This is a genomic window from Candidatus Brocadiaceae bacterium (assembly GCA_012728835.1).
Classification (GTDB): Bacteria; Planctomycetota; Brocadiia; order SM23-32; family SM23-32; genus JAAYEJ01.
Map to the genome: position 1 here is coordinate 17,415 of JAAYEJ010000042.1, position 23,269 is coordinate 40,683.

The 23,269-nt window shown below is 70.0% G+C and carries 17 protein-coding genes; 5 read left to right on the forward strand and 12 right to left on the reverse strand.

Annotated features, from left to right (window positions below; translation table 11 throughout):
- The first annotated feature begins 36 nt into the window (after window positions 1–36).
- From GXY85_06020 to GXY85_06035, 4 genes are all read left to right on the forward strand, one after another.
- Window positions 37–1,044, forward strand: coding sequence for a bifunctional oligoribonuclease/PAP phosphatase NrnA (locus GXY85_06020; GenBank protein ID NLW50385.1), 1,008 nt, complete (start codon window positions 37–39; stop codon window positions 1,042–1,044).
- Window positions 1,045–1,107: 63 nt separating this feature from the next.
- Window positions 1,108–2,994, forward strand: coding sequence for a 1-deoxy-D-xylulose-5-phosphate synthase (locus GXY85_06025; protein NLW50386.1), 1,887 nt, complete (start codon window positions 1,108–1,110; stop codon window positions 2,992–2,994).
- Window positions 2,995–3,041: 47 nt separating this feature from the next.
- The gene (locus tag GXY85_06030; protein NLW50387.1) at window positions 3,042–4,508 is read left to right on the forward strand and encodes a glutamate--tRNA ligase; all 1,467 of its coding nucleotides are present in this window, start codon (window positions 3,042–3,044) and stop codon (window positions 4,506–4,508) included.
- Window positions 4,509–4,888: 380 nt separating this feature from the next.
- Window positions 4,889–6,154, forward strand: coding sequence for a GGDEF domain-containing protein (locus tag GXY85_06035; GenBank protein ID NLW50388.1), 1,266 nt, complete (start codon window positions 4,889–4,891; stop codon window positions 6,152–6,154).
- 10 nt (window positions 6,155–6,164) lie between these two features.
- Here GXY85_06035 and GXY85_06040 read toward each other — a convergent pair whose 3' ends face one another.
- The 11 genes from GXY85_06040 to GXY85_06090 all read right to left on the reverse strand — a co-directional run bounded on the left by GXY85_06040 (window position 6,165) and on the right by GXY85_06090 (window position 18,665).
- Window positions 6,165–7,181, reverse strand: a complete 1,017-nt coding sequence (locus tag GXY85_06040) for an N-acetyl-gamma-glutamyl-phosphate reductase (GenBank protein NLW50389.1) — start codon at window positions 7,179–7,181, stop codon at window positions 6,165–6,167.
- Complete coding sequence (locus GXY85_06045; GenBank protein ID NLW50390.1) at window positions 7,178–8,314, reverse strand: SAM-dependent methyltransferase; 1,137 nt, start codon at window positions 8,312–8,314, stop codon at window positions 7,178–7,180. The genes GXY85_06040 and GXY85_06045 overlap by 4 nt, the downstream gene beginning before the upstream one ends.
- 172 nt (window positions 8,315–8,486) lie before the next feature.
- Window positions 8,487–9,977: a UDP-N-acetylmuramoyl-L-alanine--D-glutamate ligase gene (gene murD / locus GXY85_06050; GenBank protein ID NLW50391.1), complete on the reverse strand. Its 1,491-nt coding sequence runs from the start codon at window positions 9,975–9,977 to the stop codon at window positions 8,487–8,489.
- Window positions 9,978–9,980: 3 nt separating this feature from the next.
- The gene (locus GXY85_06055) at window positions 9,981–10,727 is read right to left on the reverse strand and encodes a hypothetical protein (protein ID NLW50392.1); all 747 of its coding nucleotides are present in this window, start codon (window positions 10,725–10,727) and stop codon (window positions 9,981–9,983) included.
- Between the two features lie 55 nt (window positions 10,728–10,782).
- Window positions 10,783–11,619 (reverse strand): OmpA family protein, encoded by an 837-nt coding sequence (locus GXY85_06060; protein NLW50393.1) that lies wholly within the window; start codon window positions 11,617–11,619, stop codon window positions 10,783–10,785.
- 403 nt (window positions 11,620–12,022) lie between these two features.
- Window positions 12,023–12,979 (reverse strand): type II secretion system F family protein, encoded by a 957-nt coding sequence (locus tag GXY85_06065; GenBank protein NLW50394.1) that lies wholly within the window; start codon window positions 12,977–12,979, stop codon window positions 12,023–12,025.
- 5 nt (window positions 12,980–12,984) lie between these two features.
- Window positions 12,985–14,007, reverse strand: coding sequence for a type II secretion system F family protein (locus tag GXY85_06070; protein NLW50395.1), 1,023 nt, complete (start codon window positions 14,005–14,007; stop codon window positions 12,985–12,987).
- 41 nt (window positions 14,008–14,048) lie between these two features.
- Complete coding sequence (locus GXY85_06075; protein NLW50396.1) at window positions 14,049–15,476, reverse strand: CpaF family protein; 1,428 nt, start codon at window positions 15,474–15,476, stop codon at window positions 14,049–14,051.
- 49 nt (window positions 15,477–15,525) lie between these two features.
- Entirely contained in the window at window positions 15,526–16,704 is a 1,179-nt protein-coding gene (locus GXY85_06080) for an AAA family ATPase (GenBank protein NLW50397.1), read from the reverse strand.
- A 60-nt stretch (window positions 16,705–16,764) separates the two neighbouring features.
- A complete protein-coding gene (locus GXY85_06085) occupies window positions 16,765–18,141 on the reverse strand; it encodes a hypothetical protein (protein NLW50398.1) in 1,377 nt (458 codons plus the stop codon).
- An 80-nt stretch (window positions 18,142–18,221) separates the two neighbouring features.
- Window positions 18,222–18,665 carry a hypothetical protein gene (locus tag GXY85_06090; GenBank protein ID NLW50399.1) on the reverse strand — a complete coding sequence of 148 codons (444 nt, stop codon included), beginning with the start codon at window positions 18,663–18,665 and terminating at the stop codon, window positions 18,222–18,224.
- Window positions 18,666–19,076: 411 nt separating this feature from the next.
- Between GXY85_06090 and GXY85_06095 the strand changes: the two genes are divergently transcribed.
- Window positions 19,077–19,850: an MBL fold metallo-hydrolase gene (locus GXY85_06095; GenBank protein ID NLW50400.1), complete on the forward strand. Its 774-nt coding sequence runs from the start codon at window positions 19,077–19,079 to the stop codon at window positions 19,848–19,850.
- A 30-nt stretch (window positions 19,851–19,880) separates the two neighbouring features.
- Here the strand turns inward: GXY85_06095 and GXY85_06100 are convergent, their stop codons facing one another.
- Window positions 19,881–23,267, reverse strand: a complete 3,387-nt coding sequence (locus tag GXY85_06100) for a UvrD-helicase domain-containing protein (GenBank protein ID NLW50401.1) — start codon at window positions 23,265–23,267, stop codon at window positions 19,881–19,883.
- Window positions 23,268–23,269: the final 2 nt, after the last annotated feature.

Sequence of the window (23,269 nt, forward strand, 5' to 3'; positions counted from 1 at the left end):
TACCCTGCCTGCATGCCATCACCCGGGAAGGAGTCCGTGTTGCCAGGCCGCGCCCCACACTGCCGGTCCACGCACGCCGCCATCTGGGCGCTGCTGACCGACGGGCTGCCCGCCGTGCTGACCTCCCACGCCCGTCTCGACGGCGACGCCGTCGGCTCGACCCTCGCGCTCTGGCACGCCCTGCGGAACGCCGGCGTGGAGGCGCATGTGTTCTTCGAGCCCCCCACGCCTGCCGTGTTCGACTGCCTGCCGGGCATGGAGATGCGGGCCTCGGACGTCTCGCAGTTGCCGCCGGCCCACCACCTCGTGGTGATCGACTGCAGCTCACTGGACCGAGCGGGCGAGCGGATCGCGCGCCTGCCGGGCCGGGCACAGACCGTCAACATCGACCATCACGCCAGCAACACCCGCTTCGGCGACCTGAACTGCGTGGCCCCGACGGCCAGTTCCTCCGGCGAGATGGTCTACGCCCTGCTGGCCGCCAACGGCGTGGCCCTGACCGCCGCCATCGCCGAATGCCTCTTCGCGGCCATCCTGACGGACACCGGCCGGTTCAGCCATCAGGACACGACGCCGGAGGCGCTGGAGGCGTGCGCGGAGTGCATCCGGGCGGGAGCGGCCCCCGACGAAGTGGCGCGGCAGGTCTTCCCGTCGCCCTCGCGCGCCCAGGTGGAACTGCGCAACATGGCGATGGGCACGCTCCGCTTCCATGCCGACGGGCGCATCGCCAGCATGGCCGTGACCGCCGAGATGTTCGGGCGCACGGGGCTGGCCCCGGTCGACACGGAGGGCTTCGTGGAGGCCCTCATCGGCATCCGGGGCGTCTCGGCGGCCGTGCTGCTGAAGGAGATGCCCGGCGACGGCTGCGTCAAGGTGAGCATGCGCAGCAGGGACCCGGTCGACGCCTGCGCCGTCGCCGCCCTCTACGGCGGCGGAGGGCACAGGTACGCAGCGGGCTGCGAGATCGCCCAACCGACCGACGACGTCCGCCGCATGATCGTGGACCAACTGCGCAGGCACTTGCGCGCAACCAGTGCCGGGTGATATCGTCGGCGTATCGGACACCGCGTGAAACGCCGCCAATCGATTTTTCCCATAGAGACCACCATGGAGAGCCTTCTGGAATCAGTGCACTCGCCGGACGACCTGCGCACCTTGAGCACATCGCAACTGGAGGATCTGGCCGCCGAGGTGCGCCGGCTCATCATCGAGGTGGTCGGGCGAAACCGAGGCCATCTGTCCAGCAACCTCGGGACCGTTGAGCTGACGCTCGCCCTGCACCGCGCGTTCGACTTCGCCCGGGACCGCCTGGTCTGGGACTGCGGGCACCAGACCTACGCACACAAGATCCTCACCGGGCGGCGGGAGCGCTTCGCGACGCTGCGTCAGGAAGGCGGCGTGAGCGGATACGCCGACCCCCGCGAGAGCGCCTACGACACGTTCCATTTCGGCCACACGGCCACGAGCGTCAGCGCCGCCCTGGGGATGGCCTGCGCCGACAAGACGCTCGGCAACGACCGCCGCACCGTGGCCGTCATCGGCGACGGCGCCATGGCCAGCGGAATGGCCTTCGAGGCGCTCAACCACGCCGGCGAAACCGGCGCCGACCTGCTGGTCGTGCTGAACGACAACACCATGAGCATCTCGCGCTCGGTCGGCGCGATCGCCCGCTACCTGAGCAGGCTCCGCTCCAGTGCGCCCTACAAGGAGATCAAGCAGGACGTTCACGACCTGCTGAACCTGGTGCCTGCGGTGGGGCGGCGCTTCGACGCCCTCCTGTCCATGGCCGGGGAAGGCCTCCAGTCCGCCCTGACGCCCGGCGGGCTGTTCGTCGAACTGGGCTTCCACTACTACGGCCCCGTGAACGGACACAGCATCGGCGACCTGGTCAAGACCTTCGAGCACATCCGCCGCCTCCGGGGCCCCGTGCTCCTGCACGTCCTGACCGAAAAGGGCCACGGCTTCGAGCCCGCGCGCGCCAACCCCACCCGCTTCCACAGCAGCGGCCGATTCGAACTCGCCGACGGCACCCTGTGCAGCGAGGAACCCTCCAACGGGACAAGCTACTCCCAGATCGTCGGCGACACCCTCTGCCGGATGGCGCGGGAGGATCCGCGCATCGCCGCCATCACGGCCGCCATGCCCGACGGAACGGGGCTCAGCGGGTTCGCACGCGAGTTCCCCGACCGCTTCTACGACGTCGGCATCTGCGAACAGCACGCCGTCGGCCTGGCCGGAGGACTCGTCCGGGCCGGCATGCGGCCGGCGTTCGCCGTCTACTCCACCTTCCTGCAGCGCGCCTACGACCAGCTCTTCCACGACATCGCGCTCCAGGCGGCCCCGGCCGTCTTCTGCATCGACCGCGCCGGCGTGGTCGGCTGCGACGGACCCACGCACCATGGTCTGAACGACATCGCCTACTGCCGGGCCATGAACGGCCTCGTCGTCATGGCTCCGAAGAACGCCGCCGAGCTGCGGCGCATGCTGGCACTCGCCATGGCCGGAGAGACCCCAGCGGCCGTCCGCTACCCTCGCGAGCCCATCGCCGACGAGGACGCCGCGTCAGAGGCCGCTGACTTCGAGGTCGGCCGGGCCGAGGTCTGCCGCCGCGGCGCCGACGCCGCCATCGTGGCCTACGGCGCCCTGGTACCGAGGGCGCTGGAGGCCGCGCAGATACTCTGCGAGGCCGACGGCATCGAGACCACCGTCATCAACGCCCGTTTCGCCCAGCCGCTGGACCTGGACACCATCGTGCCGGCCGTCGAAGGGCACGCGGCCGTGCTTCTGGCCGAGGACCATTCCGTCGCGGGCGGGTTCGGCTCGGCCGTGCTCGAGGCTCTGGCCGAACGGGGCGTCGCTGCGGGCCACGTCCGACAGGCCGCCGTGCCCCTGGCCCCCGTGGCGGCCGCTCCGCGCGAACGACAACTGGCGCTGCTGGAACTGGACGGCCAGGGGCTGGCCGCCCGCCTGCGACGACTGCTCGGGCAGGCCTGACCCGCCGGCAGGAACCGCCCCGCCGCAAGACCGCACAGGAGCCTTCGATGAGTGACCATGCCGGCCCCGTCCGCGTTCGCCTGGCCCCCTCCCCGACCGGCGCCCCGCACGTCGGGACGGCCTACATCGGGCTGTTCGACCACGTCTTCGCCCGCCACGCGGGCGGCACCTTCGTGCTGCGCATCGAGGATACCGACCGGGAGCGTTCGACCGCCGAGAGCGAGCAGGCCATCCTGGAGGCGCTGCGCTGGGTGGGGCTGCAGTGGGACGAGGGGCCGGACCGGGGCGGCCCATGCGGCCCGTATCGCCAGAGCGAGCGCCTGGACCTGTACGCGCGCCGGGCCGCCCAGCTGCTGGACGCCGGCGCCGCCTACCGCTGCTTCTGCACGCCGGACGAACTGGCCGCACGCCGGGAACAGCGCCGGAAACAGGGCGGCGGGGGCTTCGGCTACGACCGGCTCTGCCGCCACCTGCCGGCGGACCTCGTGGCCCGCAAGCTGGAGGCCGGAACGCCGCACGTGGTGCGCCTGAAGGTACCCACCGAGGGCGAGACGAGCTTCTGCGACATCGTGCGCGGCACGGTGACGATGGCCAACGCCGAGATCGACGACCAGGTGCTCCTCAAGAGCGACGGGTTCCCCACCTACCATCTGGCCAACGTCGTCGACGACCGGCTCATGGGCATCACGCACGTGATCCGGGCCGAAGAGTGGATCTCGTCCACGCCCAAGCACGTGCTGCTCTACCAGGCATTCGGGTGGGAGCCGCCGCAGTTCGTGCACATGCCCCTGCTGCGCAATGCCGACCGGTCCAAGATCAGCAAGCGCAAGAACCCCACGTCGCTGCTCTGGTACCGCACCGAGGGATATCTGCCCGAGGCGCTGCTGAACTTCCTCGCCCTCATGGGCTGGTCGCTGGGCGAGGAGCAGGAGGTATTCGGCCTGGATGAGATGGTGCGGTGCTTCTCGTGGGACCGCGTCAAGACGAGCGGCCCGGTCTTCGACCTGCAGAAGCTGGAGTGGCTCAACGGCGAGTACATCCGCGCCCTGTCCCCGGAGGAACTGCTCGAACGCGTGCTGCACGAACCCTACACGCGCCACGTCGATGCGCCGGCCGACTTCCTGCTGAGGATCGTCCCCCTGGTGCAGGAGCGGCTCAAGCGGCTGGCGCAGTTCGACGAATGGACCGGCTTCTTCTTCGCCCGCGAGCCCTACGACGCCGCAGACCTCATCCCACGCAAGGAGGACGCCGCCTTTGTGCGCAACGCACTGCCCGCCGCCCGGCAGGCGCTGGCCGAGCTGCCCGAGTGGACGGCCGACGCGATGGAGCAGGCCGTCCGCGCCGTGGCCGAGCAGGGCGGCTGGAAGCGCGGCTCCCTCTACATGGCCCTGCGCGTGGCCGTGACCTGCCGGAAGGTCAGCACTCCCCTGTTCGAGACCATGGAGGTGCTCGGCAAGGACGAATGCCTCGGCCGGCTGGATGACGCGCTCGCACGCGCCGATGGCCTGCCTTAGCAGCCCGTTGAAGAAGTCCTTTTGTGTGGCACAGGCGCCCTCGCCCGTGCGTTCCCGGCTGCAGTGAGGCCGTTCCAGACCTGGACCAACAGCCCAGGGGCGGCTGTTCCACACTTCTTCATCGGGCTGTCAGCGCACGGGTCGATTCCGGCGCCCCCGGGGGGATTTCGGCGGCACCGGCACGGATTGGACTCCTCGACGACGCCTTATTTAAGCACTTGCAGCCAAAGCACTTGCACCATCCCATCGCACGTATGGCCCCCCGGCGCTCCCCCGCCGTTTTGACTCCCCCGCAGCCGATGCCCTACCATGGTACCTGTGGGCACGGCGTGTGCCCCGTTCGACAGACTCGCAGCCATGGCCCGTCGGGAGCCCCGTTCTTGCGCGCAGCACTCACGAACATAGGGGTCCTCATCTGCACCATCGCCGCCGCCGGCTGCGGGCTCCTGGCCGCCCGGTTCCTGCTGGACACGCCTCTGTTCGACCACCCGATGCTGAGCAGCCGACTCGTGCTGGCGGTGCCGGCCGGCCTCGGCTGCGTGGCGGGGCTCTACGGGATCGTGGCGACGGTGCTGCTGGCCACACGCCACGCGAAGGCCGAACGGCTGGAGGCCCGCCTGCAGGCGCTTCAGACGCGCGCCGTCGAACTGGAGTCGCGCCACCGGAGCCAGCGTGCCCGGATCGACGAGCTGTCCACACTGCGCGAAGCGGCCACGATCGTCAACAACGAGAGCGAGTTCGCGATCATCGCGGAGAAGCTCCTGGAGCTGATCCACGCCCTGCTGAGGCCCTGTGAGACCGTCATCCTGCTGCGAGACGAGCGCAAGGGCCAGATGAGCCCGTTCGCGCGGTATGCGGACGGCAAGGCACACACGGGCCGGAAGGCCGCCGCCGCGCGCCTGCCGCATTTCCAGATCGCCGAGTTCGAGAGCCACAGCGTCATTGCACGCGTGCAGGCCGGCGCCCTGCACGCCGTCCTGCCGCTGAAGGTGGAAGACGAGATCCACGGCGTCCTGGTCCTCGCCTGGCGCAAGGACCCACGGGAACCGGCCCGGCAGGTGGAGGAGTTCAACCGCACCCGCCGGCCCGTCCTCATGGAGATCGCCCACCACATCAGCCTGGCCGTCAAGGCCAAGCACCTGCACACCAGGGCGGTGGTGGACGGCCTGACCAGCCTCTTCTCACGCAGCCACTTCGACGCCCAGATGCAGGCGGCCATCGAGCTGGCCGCGCGCACGCACGAGCCCTTCTCGCTGATCGTGATCGACATCGACCACTTCAAGAAGATCAACGACACGCACGGGCACGCAACCGGCGACGTCGTCCTGATGCGCGTGGCCGATCGCGTCCGTGCCGTCCTGCGCAAATACGATTCGGCCTATCGGTACGGCGGGGAGGAACTGGCGGTGCTGCTGCCGCGCACGCGCCTGAGCCAGGCGGCCGCCACGGCCGAGCGCCTGCGGGCGACGATCGAGGCGCGGCGCTTCCGCGGCGCCGCCGGTTCCCTGGTGCCCGCAACCGTCAGCCTCGGCGTGGCCCAGTACGAACCGTCGGATGACGCCGACTCGGTCTTCGCCCGCGCCGACGAATGCCTCTACCGGGCCAAGGAGTCCGGCCGCAACCGCGTGGTCTCCACCGCGGCCTGACGCCCCCCCGTCACAGCAGCAGGCCCGTCGTCTCCGGCAGGCCGAACATGCAGTTCATGTTCTGGACGGCCTGCGAAGCGGCCCCCTTCATCAGGTTGTCGATGGCGGCGGTGGCCACGACGCGGATCCCCTTGCGCGCCACGACGGCCACGTCGCAGCAGTTCGTGAACGCCACGTCCTTCGTGCGCGGCTGCTGCCCGGGCGGGCAGACGCGCACGAACGGCTCATCGGCGTAGAAGCTCTCCAGAAGCCCCTGAAGCTCGTCGTCGCCGACCGGCCGCGTCAGGCGCGCGTGCACGGTGCTCAGTATCCCGCGGTCCATCGGCACCAGATGCGCGACGAACGTCACGTTCGGCTCGCACCCGCCGGCCAGCACCAGCACGTGCTCCATCTCGGGCTCATGGCGATGGCCGGCCACGTTGTAGGCCCGCACGTCCTCGTTGCACTCGCAGAACATGCTGCCGGCCGTCGGCTTGTTCCCGCTGCCGCTGACGCCGCTGTCGGCGTCGACGATGACGTCCCTGCAGTCGACGATCTTCGCCTGGACCAGCGGCGCGAGCACCAGGGCCACGCCGGTGGGATAGCAGCCCGGGTTTGCCACGAGGTCGGCGCCGGCCACGTCGCGGCGGAACAGCTCGGGGATGCCGTAGACGGCGCGCTGGACGTTCTCGGGGTCCTCGTGCTTGCCGTACCATGCCTCGTAGAGCCCCAGGTCGGGCAGCCGGTAGTCGGCACTGAAGTCCACGCAGCGCACCCCTGCGTCCAGGTACTCGGGCACGAACTGCTGCGCCAGCCCGTGGGGCACGGTGAAGAAGGCCACGTCCGGCTTCTCCGGCACGTCGTCCACGTGCATCCCCAGCACGGGCAGGTCGCAGAGCCCGCGCAAGGACGTGAAGACCTCCGAGATGCGGGGATTCCCCTCCCGGCGCCCGCCGAGGTGCATGATCTCGGCCTCGGGATGGCGGGCCAGGATCCGGATGAGTTCCCGGCTGGTGTAAGCGGTGGCGCCGACGATGCTGATCTTCATTGGCTGATCCTCTGGCCAGGCGGCTCGCGCCGCTCACAGGCCCCCTGCCGGGGCCGGTCCGGTGGTTCCGCCGCCTCCTCCAGAAGGCGGATGATCTTCGGTCGTGCGCGGAACGTCCGCGCGAACTCCCGGGCCGCCTCCGCACACCATGCCAGAGGGCGGCCCGTCCACTGCGCCTGTATCAGCAGGTTCTTGGGGGAGACGTCGGCTTCCGTGAACCGCAGCACCTTCACACGGTAGCCGACCGCCTCCATCACGAGGCATCGCAGCCCGTCCGTCACCGCGTCCGCCAGCCGCTGCTCCAGCAGCCCGTACCGCGACATCCACGCCAGCGGATGGTCCTCCCACTGGTGCCGCAGCTCGTGCTGGCAACACGGCGCGACGAACAGCAGCGGCGCCCGGCACCGCCAGGCGATCGCCAGAACGTCGTCCGAGAGCGTGTCGCACGCGTGAAGCCCCAGCACCACGTCCCAGCTTCCCGCAGGCGACGACCAGCCGGCCAGGTCGCCCACCTCGAACGTGCATCCCTGCCAGCCAAGGCCCTCCGCAATCCGGCGGCTCTTCTCCACCAGCTCCGGTTCGGAATCGACCCCGTGAAGACGGACGCGGCGCCCGAGCAGCCGAAGCTGGTCCACAAGGAAGAGCCCCAGGTAGCTGCGCCCGCACGCCAGGTCCAGAAGCCGCACCGGGGCGCCCTCGCCGCCGCCGAGCGCGTCGAGCACGATCCGGCCGAACTGGCCGGCCTGGCGGAACTTACCCCTGCGCTTCGAACGCGGGATGCCCAGGGCGTCCATCAGCGCCCCGGCGTCGGCCGCGGCCGCGGCCGCCTCGGCCGGCGCACTCCCCCGGGCAACCGCCAGGCGACGAACGCGCACCGCGCCGCCCCGCACGTCGTAGACGACGGTCTGCCCGTCCAGCCGGCATTCCACCGTCTGCCAGCGGTCGCCGAGCCCGGCCTCGATTCGCGCGGCCAGATCGTCGCCGGCCAGGCGAGCCGCGCCGTCGGGCCCCGCCCACCCGCCGCTGCCGGTGCGCTCCAGCACGACGGCCCCCCCGCCGGCGTCGTACAGCAGGACACGCCGGCAGGAGCCGTCCGACAGGGTTGCCTTCAGACCCAGAATCGCCGCCGCCACGCCCGGCGCCCTCCCCTCACGCTCCGCCGGCGCGGTCCCGAACACGACACAGCACACCGATTGCGGGGGTTCGGGTACGAGAAGCCGGCATCCCACCCATTATAGACGCCGCGGCCAACGGCGCAACCGCCCGGGAGTCGAGACGGTGCGGGCAGGCGCGCTCCCCGCGCCCTCAGGCGCTGCAGGAGCAACTGCCGGCGCCGGTGAAGCGTGCGCACACCAGGTGCTTGAAGGCCTCTCCGCGGTGGTTGCAGTTCTCGAACATGTCGTAGCTGGCACAGCCCGGGGAGAAGAGCACCGTCGTGCCGGGCATGGACAGCTCCGCAGCGGCGTCCACGGCCTGGCTCAGGGTACTGACCTCGCGCACCAGAAGCGAGCGGCCGATCAACGCGTTCTCCTCGCGCGCCTTCTGCGCGATCAGCGGGCCGGCCTGCCCCATGGTGATCAGGGCCTCGGCGCCGAGGGCCGCCTCCCTGGCCATGGGGGAGACGTCCAGCTTCTTGTCATAGCCGCCGGCGATCAGCGTCACCGGCCCGCTGAAGCTCCGCACGGCGGCGATGGCGGAAGCAGGCGTCGTGCTGTCGGAGTCGTTGTAGAACCGCATGCCGCGGAACTCGCCGATCAGCTCCAGGCGGTGCTCGAGGCCCACGAAGGACGCCAGGGCCGCACGCACCTCCTCAAAGCCCGCGCCCAGGCATCCGGCCCCGGCCGCCGCGGCCATCACGTTCTCCACGTTGTGCATCCCGAGCAACGGGATGTCCTCCCGCGTGCAGAGCACCTCATGACGCGGCCCGTCGCGCCGGATCAGCCGGCCCGAGATCAGGCTCACGCCCTCGGGCAGGCACCCGGCCGGCGCCTCCGCGTCGAACCAGCGCACCCGCCCCGGCAGCCCCTCCCGTGCCCAGCGGCAGGCCTCGTCGCAGTGCGCGTTCAGCACGGCGAAGTCCTCCGCCGTCTGGTAGCGCACGATGTTGCGCTTCGCGTCGGCATACGCCTCCATCGTCCCGTGCCGGTCCAGGTGGTTCGGGGTCACATTTGTGAGGACGGCCACGTGGGGAGACCACTTCAGCACGGCCGCGTCCTCGAGCTGGAAGCTGGACAGCTCCAGCACGACTGCGTCCTCGCGCGACATCCGCTCCAGGTCCGAAAGGAGGCAGATGCCGATATTGCCCCCCAGCCACGTCCGCACGCCGAGGGCGCGCACGATGGCGGCCATCAGGGCGGTCGTGGTCGACTTCCCGTTGCTGCCGGTCACGGCGGCCACGGGGGCGGGGCAGAGCGAAAGGAACATGTTCATCGGGCTGGTGATGGGCACGCCCGCCCGCTCGGCGGCCTGCAGATAGACGTTCCCCCTCGGCACCGCAGGGCTGGCCACGACCAGCGCACACCGGGTGAAGTCCTCCTGGCAATGCCCGCCGAGGTGGTAGGTGATCGGCAGGTCCGCCAGCCTCTCGAGCGCGGGCGCCAGCTTCTCCGCCGGCCGCAGGTCGGTCGCCGTCACCTGCGCACCTCTCGTCGCGAGATAGCGCGCAGCGCCCTGTCCGTCCCCGAACAGGCCCAATCCCATCAGGGTCACAGGCCGACCGGCGATGTCGCCGACAATCCGACGCAGTTCGTCCGACGAGCACATCGAGACCGGCCGGAGATCCACCGTCATGGGCATACCTCAGCTCCTGCCCTTGGGGCTTGCGTCCTCACTTCCGTCGGCCCGTGCGACGGGCAGACCGTTCCAGCCTCTCGCGATGAATTCGGCCAGGGCTTCCGCTGTGAGATGCGCCGTAACGTGCATGGCATACCCGTCCCTGATCGTCTTCGGGTTTGGACCGAACGGCGTGTTGCAGAGGTGCCGACGGCGGTCGACGAACTCAACGACCAGCCGCCCGGACTCGGCCTCCAGGATGCGGCCCTCGATCTGCAGGTCGGTCGCTCCTGCCTGGAGAAACCACAAGAAGAAACTCAGGTAGCGCAGGACCCCCGAGCCCTCGTCCAGCCGGGTGATCATGCCCTCGAACAGCAACACGTCGTTCTTGCCCGGCACGGCGTCGATGCGCGGGTCGTCCGGGTCCATGCTGACGAAGTGGAACCGGTTCTGCTCCAGGAGTTCGCGGCGCAGCAGGACGCGGAACAACTGCGCGTACTGCCGCGCCGCGTCCGGAGTCTCCACCCAGTGGCGGCCCACCCCGACCTCGCCGATGACGATGCCGCGGTAGTCGCGGAGGTTCACGGACCTGGGGACGTAGACCAGGGACAGCAAGGGCTCGTGGGCGGCACTCATGCGCTCATGGGTCACCACGTACTCGTAGGTCCGGAGCGCCTGCGGATAGTGGCACCCGAACGCGACCGAGAGCGGCACCGCCGCCAGCAGCAGGATGCGGAGCAAGCGTGTGCTCTTGCCGTCCGGAACATGGCTCATCAGCCGGCCTGGCCTCCTCGAGGGCCGCCGTCCTTCGTCTCGTCGGGCGAACCGACTACCTGACGTCCGCGACCTTTGTCCCTCGAGGGCGCACGACCAGCTCGGCGCGCCGGTTCTTCTGGCGACCGTCCGCCGTTGCGTTCGATGCCACCGGCTGCGTGTCGCCGCATCCCACCAGCGTGAACTCCGACGGCTGGAAGCCCTGCGATTCGACCAGGTAGTTGACCACCGCCTGGGCGCGCGCGACCGAAAGCGCGTAGTTGGATTTGTAGGACGAGTAGCGGATCGGCTGGCTGTCGGTGTGCCCGCGCACCTCGATCTGCGGCTGCGAGAACCGGGACCGGATGTCCCGCACGGCCGCCTGCAGGGCTCTCTTGCCCTTGGCACTCAGCGTCGCGCTCCCCGAGCTGAACAGGGCCGCCGACTCGATGGTGAAGATCAGTCCGTCGTCCGGGCCTGCCGTGACCGTGTGCACGGCGTCCGGGTCAGGCGCCGACGCCGGCGCGCCCTGCCCCGCACGCAGCTTCTCATAGGCCTCCAGGATCGCCTTCTGCTGGGCCCGCTCGCGTTCGATCTCGGCCTGGGCCGCCGCCAGTGCCGCCTCCCGTTCGGCCAGTTGCCGTGCCAGCGCGTCGGTGTCGGCCGTGGCCAGCTCCGCCGTGCCGTCGACATCGTAGTACTGCCCGGACGCCACGGCGCCGGCCAGGGCTCCCAGCCCCATCCCGACCACCGCTCCCGGGCCGACGCCCACCGAAGAGATGGCGTGCCCGGCCAGGGCGCCGATCCCCGTCCCGGCCGCGCCGCCGGCGGCCGTCCCCTTCTGCACGTTCGTGCACCCGAGAGACAGAGCCAACGCCGCCACGATACAGATGCCCCACATGCGCCGAACCATTTCCGAATCCTCCCTGAACCACTGCGTCTTGTGCGGGATCGCACCTCCAGGGATGAATCTAAGCAATCGACGACCGGGCTTTCAAGAAATGCCCCGACGGCTCCTGCAGCCGGCGCTCGCCGCAACCGGCACACGCCATGCTGGGGTGACGGACACGAGATGCCGTCTGCGTCGTATCCCCTGTGCTCACAAGGTGTTCCGCCGAGTCGGGCGTCGGGGCATCGGCCGTTCGGCCGACCCGTTCGGGCCGGCAGAGGCGGGCGAAAAGGCACGGCCGAAAAACGCCGGCACCCGGCCCCCGCCCGCCCCGCTCAGAGGCCCCACACGGCCGATCGGCCTGCCGACGGGAAGATCGGGGCGCACGGGGACCCGGACGGACGGGGCGATCGGGCCGAGGACGGAGTCAACTGCCGAAGAACTCCATCATGTCGACCATGGCCGGCCCGAGGATGACGACGAAGATGGCGGGGAAGATGCAGAAGACCAGGGGGAACAGCAGCTTGACGGACGTCTTGGCCGCCCGCTCCTCGGCCTCCTGGCGCCGCTTCTGGCGCAGCGACTCGGAGTGGATGCGCAGCGAGTTGCCGAGGTTCGTGCCGAACTTCGCGGCCTGGTTGATGCGCGCGGCCAGGGACTCGAGTTCGTCCGATCCGCTGCGCAGGGCCAGGTTCCTCAGGCACTCCTCGCGCGGCTTGCCCGCGCTGATCTCCAGGTTCAGAAGTATGAGGTCCTCGGCCAGTTCGGGGGCCGATTCCTGCAGCTCGCGGCTGATGCGGATCAGGGCGGCATCCAGACCGAGGCCCGATTCGACGCAGACGATCAGCAGGTCCAGCATGTCGGGCAGCGCGAACCGGACCTTCTGGATGCGCCGGCGCGCCTTGCCGCGCAGCCAGTACATGGGAGCCAGAATGCCCACAATCAGGGCCATGGAACCGTAGAGGAACAGGGCGCGGGGGTTCAGGTGATGCGCGGTCACGTTCGTCCGCGACAGCAGGAAGACGACGACGCCGGCCGGGAGCGCCAGAGCCAGGGCGAGCCTGGCGCCCAGGAACACCTCGACCGCGCCTTTCTGGCGGATGCCGGCATGGACGAGGAGTTCCTGCAGCTTGCTCTGGGAGGAGTCCCCGAACCGCCAGAAGGAGGCCAGGGGCCGGACCATGCGAGCCATGAACCCTTCGCCGTACTGGCGCCGCGGGCGTCGCCCGCTCGGCTTCAGAACCACCGGGCCGGCGCCCTTGCCGGCGATGTCCCAGTTGTCGAGCGTGCGGGGCCCCCGCCGCTTCTGCAGGAACACGCCGACGGCCACGAACAGGCCGACCACGCCCACGAAGATTCCGGCCAGCACCAGCGGGTTGTCCATGGCACTCACACCTGGATTCTGACGATCTTCGCGATCAGGAGGCAGCCCACGACCTGGAGTCCGAGCGCGATGGCGACCAATGCCCTGGCGACCCCAGGTTCGAACAGCTTGCTCATGTACTCGGGATTGGCGAGGTAGAGGAACGCGCCCAGAACCACGGGCAGCGAGCCCACGATCAGCCCGCTCAGCTTGCCCTGTGCGGTCAGCGTCTTCACCTGCCCGAGGATGCGGTACCGCTCCCGAATCGTCTTCTGCAGCCCGTCAAGCACTTCGGACAGGTTACCGCCCGTCTCCTTCTGGATGGTCAGGGCGGCGACCAGGAACCGCACATCGCCCGAGTCGATCCGGCTCATCAGGTGGCGGAGAGCCCTCTCGAAAGGCACGCCGAACGACAGTTCGTCCGAGAGGATCTTGAACTCGTCCCCCACGGGGTCGGGCATCTCATCGGCGACGTTCTGCACGGCGGCGTTCAGCGACTGACCGCCCTTGACGCTGCTGGAGAGCAGGTCCAGGGCGTCGGGGAGCTGCGCGCTGAACCGCTTGACCCGGCGGCGCACCGTCATGACGACGTAGATGACGGGAGCGCCGCCCAGCAGCAGGGCGAACAGCCCGGAGAGGATCGGGTCGAAGGAGCGGCGCCAGAGCACAGCCACGGCGACTCCCAACGCGCCCATCACCAGGCAGAGCAAAACGAAGCTGCCGACCGACACCGGCAACTGAGACTGGATGAGCATGCCGTCCAGCTTCTCGGCCCACGAGACCTTCTGCAGGGCGCCGTCGACGGCCGGGATGTCGCTGAACGCCTTCTTGCGGAGGGCGTCCGTGCGCTGCTGCCGCTTCTTCTCCTCGCGCTTCCGCGTCTCGGCCAGGGCATCGCCCAGTTCGTACCGCTTGACCTGCTTGACACCCAGCATCCGCATGCTGATGCGGCCCCTGACCGTCCTGCGCTGGCTCACCCAGAGCCAGATGCCGGACAGCCCGAACAGGACGGACAGGAACACCAGGGCCAGAACGAGTGGATCCTGCATTGCGGCTGCCTCTCCGTCCAAGAGGGTGCGGGGCCGGCCTGCTACTTGCGCGGCATGAAGAAGGCGGGGCTCAGGTTCATGCCGGCGGCGCGCAGGCGATCCAGGAACCGGGGCTGCACCCCGGTCGCCACGTGGTTGCCGAGCGATTCGCCGTCCTTGCCCACGCCCTTGCGTTCGAACCGGAAGATGTCCTGCATCGTCACGATCTCGCCTTCCATGCCGAGCACTTCGGTGAAGTAGGTCATCTTCCGCGTGCCGTCCGGCAGACGCTGCATCTGGAGGATGACGTCCAGCGCGCTGCTGATCTGCTGTCGCACGGCCGACTGGGGCAGGTCGTGGCCGCCCATGGCGACCATGGTCTCCAGGCGGGCCAGGGCGTCGCGGGGCGAGTTGGCGTGCACGGTGCACATCGAGCCGTCGTGGCCGGTGTTCATGGCCTGCAGCATGTCCAGGGCCTCGCGCCCGCGCACCTCGCCCAGGATGATGCGGTCAGGCCGCATGCGCAGGCTGTTGATGAGCAGCTCGTACTGCGTCACCTCGCCGCGCCCTTCGATGTTGGGCGGCCGCGTCTCCAGGCGCACGACGTGGGGCTGCTGCAGTTGCAGTTCCGCGCTGTCTTCGATCGTGACGATCCGCTCGCGGTGGCTGATGTAGGCGCTCATGATGTTGAGCATCGTCGTCTTGCCGGCGCCGGTGCCGCCGCTGATCAGAACGTTCAGACGCGCACGGACGCATGCCTTGGCGACCTCGGCCACGTCGGCACCCATCGTGCCGCGGTTGAGCAGGTCCTCGACGCTGAGCGCATCCTTGCGGAACTTGCGGATGGACAGGACGGGATAGTCGACGGCGAGCGGCGGGATGATGGCGTTCACGCGGGAGCCGTCCGGCAGACGCGCGTCGCACATGGGGGAACTCTCGTCGATGTGCCGGCCCACCGTCGAGACGATCCGGTCCATCACGTGGCGCAGGTGGGGGTTGTCCTTGAACTCCACGTCCGTGACGAACAGCCGCCCTTCCTTCTCCACGTACACCTGCTTGGCGCCGTTGACCAGGATGTCGCTGATGCTCGGGTCCTGCAGGAGCGGCTCGAGCGGCCCGAAACCGAGCACCTCGTCGACGATCTCCTGCACGAAGTTCTCGCGCTCGCGCCGGTTGAACGTCACGCTGCCCTGCTCCAGCAGCCGGGTGGCCACTGTCCGTATCTGCTCCTTGACCTCCTCTTCCTTCATCTCGCTCAGGATGCTCAGGTCAAGGGCGTCCAGCAGCTTGCCGTGGATGCTCCGCTTCAGCTCCTGGTACTGCTCGCGCCCGAGCGATATCTTCTGCTTCTTGACGACATGCTGGGCCTCCTTCTCCTCGGGCCGGACGGTCTCGGGCGGGGCGGGGGCCTGCGCTTCCCGGGCGGCCGGAGTGGGTTCGCTCGCCCCGGTGGAACGAAGCTTGTTGATTCTGTCCCTGAGAGAACTCATGCGTCACCTTCCTTCCGCGTCGACCCCCTGCGGTTGTGGACGCTGCGCGTCATCGGGTCCAACTGAACAGACCGCGCTTCTTCTTCGGTCGGGGGCGGGGCTGCAGCCCCGCCGAGTACTGCGCCAGGGCGATCAGGCTGTGAGTCGCCTGGCTGTCGCCGTCGGTGGCCTCGAACGACTGCCCCGCGTTCAGCGCGGCCATGGCCACCTGCGAATCATAGGGGATCACCCAGTGCACGGGCAGCTTCACGTGCTCGACGATCTCGTCCAGCGACACCTGGTGGTTGTCGTAGAACCGGTTGATGACCAGCTTCAGCTTCTCGGCGCCATACTCCAGCTCGTGGAACAGCTCCAGGGCGTGGATCGTGTGGCGGATCGTCGGAAGCAGCATGTCGCAGAGCACCAGCACCTCGTCGGCCTCGTCCAGCCCCACGATGGAGGTCTCATCGACCGCATGCGGCATGTCCAGGATGACGTGGCTGTAGGTCTTCCGGCAGACCTGGATGACCGTGCGCAGGCGCCACGGGTCCAGGCCGTCCAGGTCCTGCAAGGACGTCGGCGCCGGCAGCACTCCCGCGCCGGACGGATGCTGCGCCATGAAGGACACCAGAAGGTTCTCGTCCAGGCGCGACTCCTCCTGGGCGGCGTCCGCCAGCGTATGCGCGAACTCGCGCACGTCCATCGCCAGGGCGACCGATCCGAACTGGAGGTTCATGTCCACGATGCTGCAGGCCCTGGAACCGGCCATCTCGGCGGCGATTCCGGCGGCCAGGTTGCAGGCCACAGTCGTGACGCCCACCCCGCCGGCCGCGCTGAAGACGGCCGTCACCTTCCCCTCCTGCCGGCCGGCGATCCCCTTGCGCTTGAACAGCCCGCGCATCGCCTTGCCCAGTTCGTCCGGGTCGATGGGGAACTCCAGGAACTCGTCGCTGCCGGCCCGCATGCAGGAGACAAGCAACTCCTGGCTCGGATCCCGGCTGACCACGACGATGCCCACGTCGCCCGACATGTGGCTGACGGTCTCGACCGTCTTGAGCGCGGGGTCGTTGGACGCATCGACGCCGACGACGACCGCCGTAGGCACCTCCTCACGGACCCGGTTGGACGCCTCCCTCAGATCGACCAGCACCTCGATCGTCATCTCCGCGTCGTATTGCCGGAACGCGGTCGCGATCTGTTCGGCGTATTCCCGGTCTGCGTGCAGGACGAATAGGACTACCTCGGTCACCACTCACCTCGTAGACGCCATTCGCGAACGGACGGCCCCGGGCCGCCCTCACTGATCCGGCTACTCCGCAGGCACGGACGCCTCCAGACGCGGCAGGTCGGGGTGCCGCGGGAACTTCTGCTTCATCTGCCTGAGCCGGTCCCGTGCCTCCGGCAGCTTCTGCTGCCGAACGAATGACTCCAGAACCATCCTGTCGCTCTCGAACGCCTGCGCCGCCTCCCGGACCCTCCGCTCGTAGCCGGCCACCTCCGTGGCAAGATCCTCGGTCGCCCCGTCCGACCGGACTCCCTGTTCCTGGAGCTGCTTCAGGTCGGCCAGCAGTTCGCGGGCCCGGGGCAGGTTGCCGTCCTTCAGGCTGTCCTCCAACTGCCGTACGGCGTTTGCGTAGCGGTCCTGCACCAGCGCCCGGCTCCGCGCCTCCTCGGTCCGTCGGCGCAACTCGCTCGCCTGGGTGATGACGCTCTGCACGTCGCCGAACTCGTTGGCGATGGTGTCCAGATGATGCAGGACCAGCGTGTAGTCCTTGTCCTCCTCCAGCGCGCGCCGGGCCTGCTCATAGCGCCCCATCGCGAGCTTCTGCCGGCACTGCGCGGCTTGTTCGGCCGCCTGCTTGGACAGGTCGCCGACCGACGGGTGCAGTTCGGCCGCCTGCCGGAAGGCCGAATGCGCCCCTTCGTAGTCGCCCGCGGCCATCAGGGCGCCGCCGCGCACCAGCAACTCCCGAATCTCCGCGCGCATGGCCTCCTCCTGGACCGTGGCATCGACCAGGAGCGGCCCTTCGATCGTCGGATCCGTCGCCGGCATCAGCATGAACTTCGCCTTCAGCCTGGCCCCCAGAAAGGTCAGATGGTCCTCCGCCTTGACGAGCAGGTGCACGATCGGATCGGGCTCCTTGTGCTGCACCGGGCGCTCCCGGGAGTCCACGGCACCCACGGCATACACGCGCACGTTGCGCATGTAGGGGCGGGGTTCCTTGTTCACGATCTGCAGGACGTCGACGAGCATGCCCGGCCGGATGCGGCCCGAGCGGGTATCGGCCTGGTCGACCGTGATGCTCTCGCGCCTCAGGCCGGCCGGAATGAACTCATCCTCCGGGATGACCTTGGCCTTCAGGATCACCTCGTCCCGAACGAACGGCGCGGCCGCACGCATCGGCCGTTCGGTCAGCTCCCGAGCCGCCGTCAGGGCGCCCCCCGGCTTGTGGTCGCTCGGCCAGCCATTGACGACCGTCACGTTCGCCTCGCCGCCCTGACCGGCCGGCACCAGCAGTTCGCCGTACGCGATGTCCCGCGAGGCCAGCAGGATGCTGCTGCCTTCGGGGGCCGCCTTGGGCGCCTTGCCCGAGCCCCTCCCCTTCTGCAGCACAACCACGGCCAGCAACGCGCAACACACCCCCGCAATGATGAACACCCGCGAACGCGTCTTCTTCACCTTCACCGCCAACTCCCCGACGCAGACTGAGGACCCATCAGACCGCCGAGACCGCCACGGCGGCCACGCCGTCGCACACCATCTCCCTACTCATGCCGAAACACGCACCGCCCGGCCAGCGGCAGCGTTCCACTCATTCCCGGGATGATCTGACCGCTCAGGACCGCAAAGTTGTAGTTGACGGCCACGTGCACCCGGTCGCCCTCGAGCGCGTCGACCAGCCCGGCCCCCCGGACCGTGCCCGAGGAGTCCTTGACGACGACGCTCGTCGTCCACGACCCGTTCAACCCCACGCCCTGGAGGAACACGTCGACGGCGTCGGACACGTCCGCGTTCACCTTGCCCGGCACCACGCCGGTCCGCGCGCCCTCCCGGGCGGCGTTCGTCAGCAGGTGGAGCGTGAAGTACGCCCTCCCGAATTCGATGGCGCCGAACAGCAGGAGAAGGAAGACCGGGAGGATCAGGGCGAACTCCACAACGGCCTGCCCCGAGCGACTTCGCCGAATGCCTGTTGTCTGGATCCGATTCATGGACTGACGCGCCCTCCTGCCTGGAGACAACCGGACGCCACACGCCAAACTGCACGACAGCTACGCAAAGCACGTGCCATGGGGCACCGTCAAGCTGTCGCACTTCGAGACCAGTATCCCAAAGCATTCCGAAGCACCAACTTCCACAGGCGGCGCCGGGCGCGCACCCCGGCCCGGCGGTCGCACAACGCTACAGGTCGCGAAGCCGTTCCGGCCGCGCAGCCTCCCGCGATTCTACACCAAACGTGACGAAATGGCAACTGCTGGCCCGGCCAGGAATGTGCCATGTGGTGGCGTCGGTCGCGTCGAGGCAGAGGACCCGTCGCGCGCGTGGCCGCGCGCGCACTCGCCGGTTGGCAGGGCAACGCCGTTCTGATCTAATGCGCGGATGTTCCCGGCACGGAGGACCACATGGAAGGCGACTTCGTGAAGTTCCTGGGCACCGCCGGCGCGCGCTTCGTCATGGCGCGCCAGTTGCGGTACTCGGCGGGCGCCCTGCTGGCCATCGACGGCCTGCGCATCATGATCGACCCCGGCCCCGGCACGCTCGTGCGCTGTGCGCGCGCCCGCCCGCGCATCGACCCCGCCGGACTCGACGCGGTCGTGCTCTCGCATGCCCACATCGACCACTCCGGCGACCTGAACGCCGTCCTGGACGCAATGACTGCCGGCGGCCATCGTCCGCACGGCGCCCTGTTCGCCCCGGGGCAGTGCCTGGAGGGCCCCGACGCGGTGCTTCTCGGCTATCTGCGGCCCCACCTCGACCAGGTCGTGCCGCTGCGGCCGGAGGCCGACTACGCCCTCGGGCCCGTCCGCTTCACCACGAGCGTGCGCCACCGGCACGGGGTCGAGACCTACGGCGTGAAGTTCCGTCATGCCCACGGGACCTTGGCATTTGTGGTGGACACGGCCCCATTCGAGGATCTGGCCGGCGCCTACTCCGACGCCGACATACTGATCCTCAACGTCGTGCTGCGCGAACCGCATAAGAGCCCGCACGTGATGCACCTGAGCCTGGAGGACGCCCGCGAGGTGATCGGCACCGTGCGCCCGCGCAGGGCCGTGCTGACACATTTCGGCATGACGATGCTCAAGTCGAGGCCCCGCGAGCTGGCCGCCGGCCTCTCGCAGGAACTCGGCCTGGAGGTCCTGGCCGCCACCGACGGGCTGACGCTGGCGCTGTAGGCGGCTGCGCCGCCGGCCGCGCACGCCGGCTCAGTCGCTCCGTCCGCCGTCGGAGAGCCGGTCGGCCAGTCTCCTCCGCAGGTCGGCATCGAGCCGACGCCGGAGCATATCGCCCGTACGCACGAAAAAGAGCGCCAGTTCCGCCTCGCCGGCCGCCCGGCCGCAGGCCCCGGCCGCCAGGGCATACAGGCCCAGCTGCGGCCAGTAGGCGGCCGCCGCCTCCTCGTGCCGCCCCGGCGGGACGCGATCGGTCTTGTAGTCGACGATCACCGTGCGCCCCGGACCGCTGAGCAACAGGTCAATGCTCCCCTCCAGAAGGCCGGGGCGGTCGTCGGCGCAGAAGGGCAGCGCGGCCAACGGCACGGCGAAGGCGACCTCGGTCGCCACGCCGGTGGCCGCGTCGAGCAGCGCACGGAACTCCGGGTGGGCCAGCGCCTCCAGGGCCAGCCGGGCCGCCTCCTCGGTGGCCGCGTCGTCCAGCCCGAGCAGATCGGCCTCGATGCGGGCCAGTCCCCGCACAAGCGGCCCCGGGTCGCCTCCGTCCTCGCCGGCCCGCAGAGGCACGCGCGCCATGATGTTGTGGAACAGGGAGCCGAAGTCCTTGCCCCCCACCCCACGGGCGGTCTCGTCGGCCGGGCGGGCGCCTTCGGCCTCGGCATCCGTGACGCTGGGCAGCACGAAGGGATCGGCCGCCGAGGCACGGTCCGCCAACAGCCGGTGGCGCAGCCGCCACTCGTCCCTCCGGCGAAGCAGGCCCTCCGCATCGGGCCGGTCGTCCTGCGGCAGGACCCGAGGCCGGGGCCCGCCGCCCAGTTCGCCGGCCCAGGGGGCGGTGTCCAGGTAGTAGACCCCATCCTGTTCACGGCCGAAGGGCACGGACTCCGCATCCGCGAACAGCCCTGTGCCCAGGAGATCCGCCTGCTGGGACCCGGCGGCCGTGTCGCGGGCCCAGTGGAGGGGCAGCACCAGGAGCTTCCTGGCCCGGGTGCACGCGACGTAGAGAAGCCGCCGCTCCTCCGCCTGCACGTTCCGGTGCTCGCACTCCGCCAGATCGTCGTAGCCCTGCGATCGAAGGCCCGCCGTGAGCCGGAAGCCCATCTGCCCGCCCCGGCGATCGACCACAAGCGGCCCGACCTTGTCCACCGAAGCGAACGCATGGGCAAGGTCGGCCAGCACGACGACGTCGAACGCCAGCCCCTTCGCTTTGTGGACGGTCATCAGGCAGACGGAGTCGTCGCCGGGCTCGGCGCCGGACGCGGACTCCTGCTCGGCGGCCCCGCCGTCCCGCATGGCGCTCAGGTAGCGCACAGCCGCGCTGAACGTGGGCGCCGAGCCGGCCAGTTCCCGCAGCCGGCCCAGCATCAGATCGATGTCCGCCGCCCGCTGCCGTCCGGCCGGCTTGAGCCGGAAGGCCTGGACGGCCCGCGTGGCCGCCAGGATCTCGCGCAGGAGCTGGGCCGCCGGCACGCGGTTGCGGCGGGCGTGCCACCGCGCCAGGTGCCCCAGCGCCTCCTGCACGGGCGCCGAGCCGCCCGCGCTCACCTGGTAGTTCCAGCGGCCGCCCGCCTCGCGGTGCCGGAACAGCTCCTCGTCGGTGATGCCGAAGAACGAACTCCGCAGCGCACCGACGACGGCCGCCTCGTTGAGAGGATCGTCCACGGCCTCCAGAACCGTCAGTGTCTCGGCCACGTGCTCGCGCCGGTAGAAGCCCTTTCCGCCCAGGACGCGGTAAGGGATTCCCAGCGCGTCGAACGCCGCCCGGTAGACGTCGATCCCGGTCAGGGATCGGAACAGGACCGCGACGCCGGACGGCCCGACGGTGAGGCCGTCGGCGCCCGGCAGTGCGCCGTCCAGAAGGGCGCGGATCGTGCGCGCAAGCGCGTCCGCTTCGAACCGCCGCCCCTGCCCGGCCTGTCGCTTCGGATCGTACACGCCCGCCGGCGGGCAGACGGCGAGAACCGGCGCCCCGCCCGGCGCCGCGTCCGCAGGTGCCCCCAGGGGCACGTGCGCGGCCTGGTAGACGTCCGGCCGGTCGGACACCGCGAAGAGCCGCTCGAACGTCCGGTTGAAGACGTCCAGCAGCCGGGACGTGGATCGGAAGTTGCACGAGACCGTGCGTGTACGGTCCTCGCCGAACCCGGCCGGGCCGAACAAGCCCTTGAAGCGCTCGTAGATCAGGACGTCGGCCCGCCGGAAGCGGTAGATCGACTGCTTCGGGTCGCCCACGGCGAACAGCTTGCCGTCGGCCAGGCGCACGTCCTCCATCCGGTCGGCCGGCGGGGCTTCGGGGTCCTCGCACAGGAAGGCCACCACCTCGGCCTGGAGAGGATCCGTGTCCTGGAACTCGTCGACGAAGAAGGCGCTGAACCGCAGCTGGAAGAAGCGCCGCACCGCTCTGTCGCGGCGCAGCAGCCGGGCCGACATCCAGAGCAGGTCCTGGAAGTCCAGCACCGCCCGCGCCTGCTTGGCCCGGCCGTAGTGGCGGACGAAGCCCAGCAGCCACTCGAACACATCGGCAGCCAGGTGGGCGCCCAGGGAGGCCGCCGCCGCGAGCCATGGCTCCAGGACGCCGACGGCCTCGTCGCGGAGGCCCTTGGAGACGCTCCGGAGCACGTCCTCGCAGGGGACGCCGGCCGCCGCGTAGCCGAGCCGTCGGACCGCGTCGGCCCCGAGGTCGTCCAGGCCCTCCACAGCCTGCACAAGAACGCGGGAGTGCTCGTTCGTGCGCTCGAGGCCGGCCAGGACCTTCCGGACGGCCGCAAGCCCGCCGACCAGATCCGACGAGAGTTCCGCAGGCAACGCAGCCGGCCTGCGCAGGACGAAGCGTTCCCCCTCCAGCACCTCGGGGGCATCCAGCAGCGACAGGGCCGGCCCCTTGAGCGCCGAGAGAGGCACCTCGGCCCGGAGGACCTCCCGCAGCGGCTCGGCCCGGGCGTCCATCTGCCCGTCGATCCACTCCCGCCAGCAGCGCTCGCGCAGGAGGTCGGCGGCGGAGGTCTCCAGCACGGCGAACTCGGGGTCCACGCCGGCCTCGGCGGGCTTCTCCCGGAGCAGGCGCGCGCAGAAGGCGTGGATCGTCCCGATCGCCGCCCGGTCGATCTCCTCCAGCGCCGTCTGAAGGTGTCGACGCTCAGCGGAATCGCGGGGGGCCTGCTGCCATGCCTCGGCGAGCTTCGTGCGAAGGCGGTCCTCCAGTTCCCCGGCCGCCTTCTCGGTGAACGTGATGGCCACCGTGCCGGCCAGGCGCACGCGGCCCTCGCGCACGCCGCCCAGGATGCGGTCCACGAGCAGCGTCGTCTTGCCCGTGCCGGCGGCGGCCTCCACGAGCATCGTGCGGGCGGAGGAATCGCGCACCTCGGCCCGCACGTCCTCGTCGGGGGGCGGCGTGCGGCCCGGTGCGGCGCCTGTCGCTGTCATGG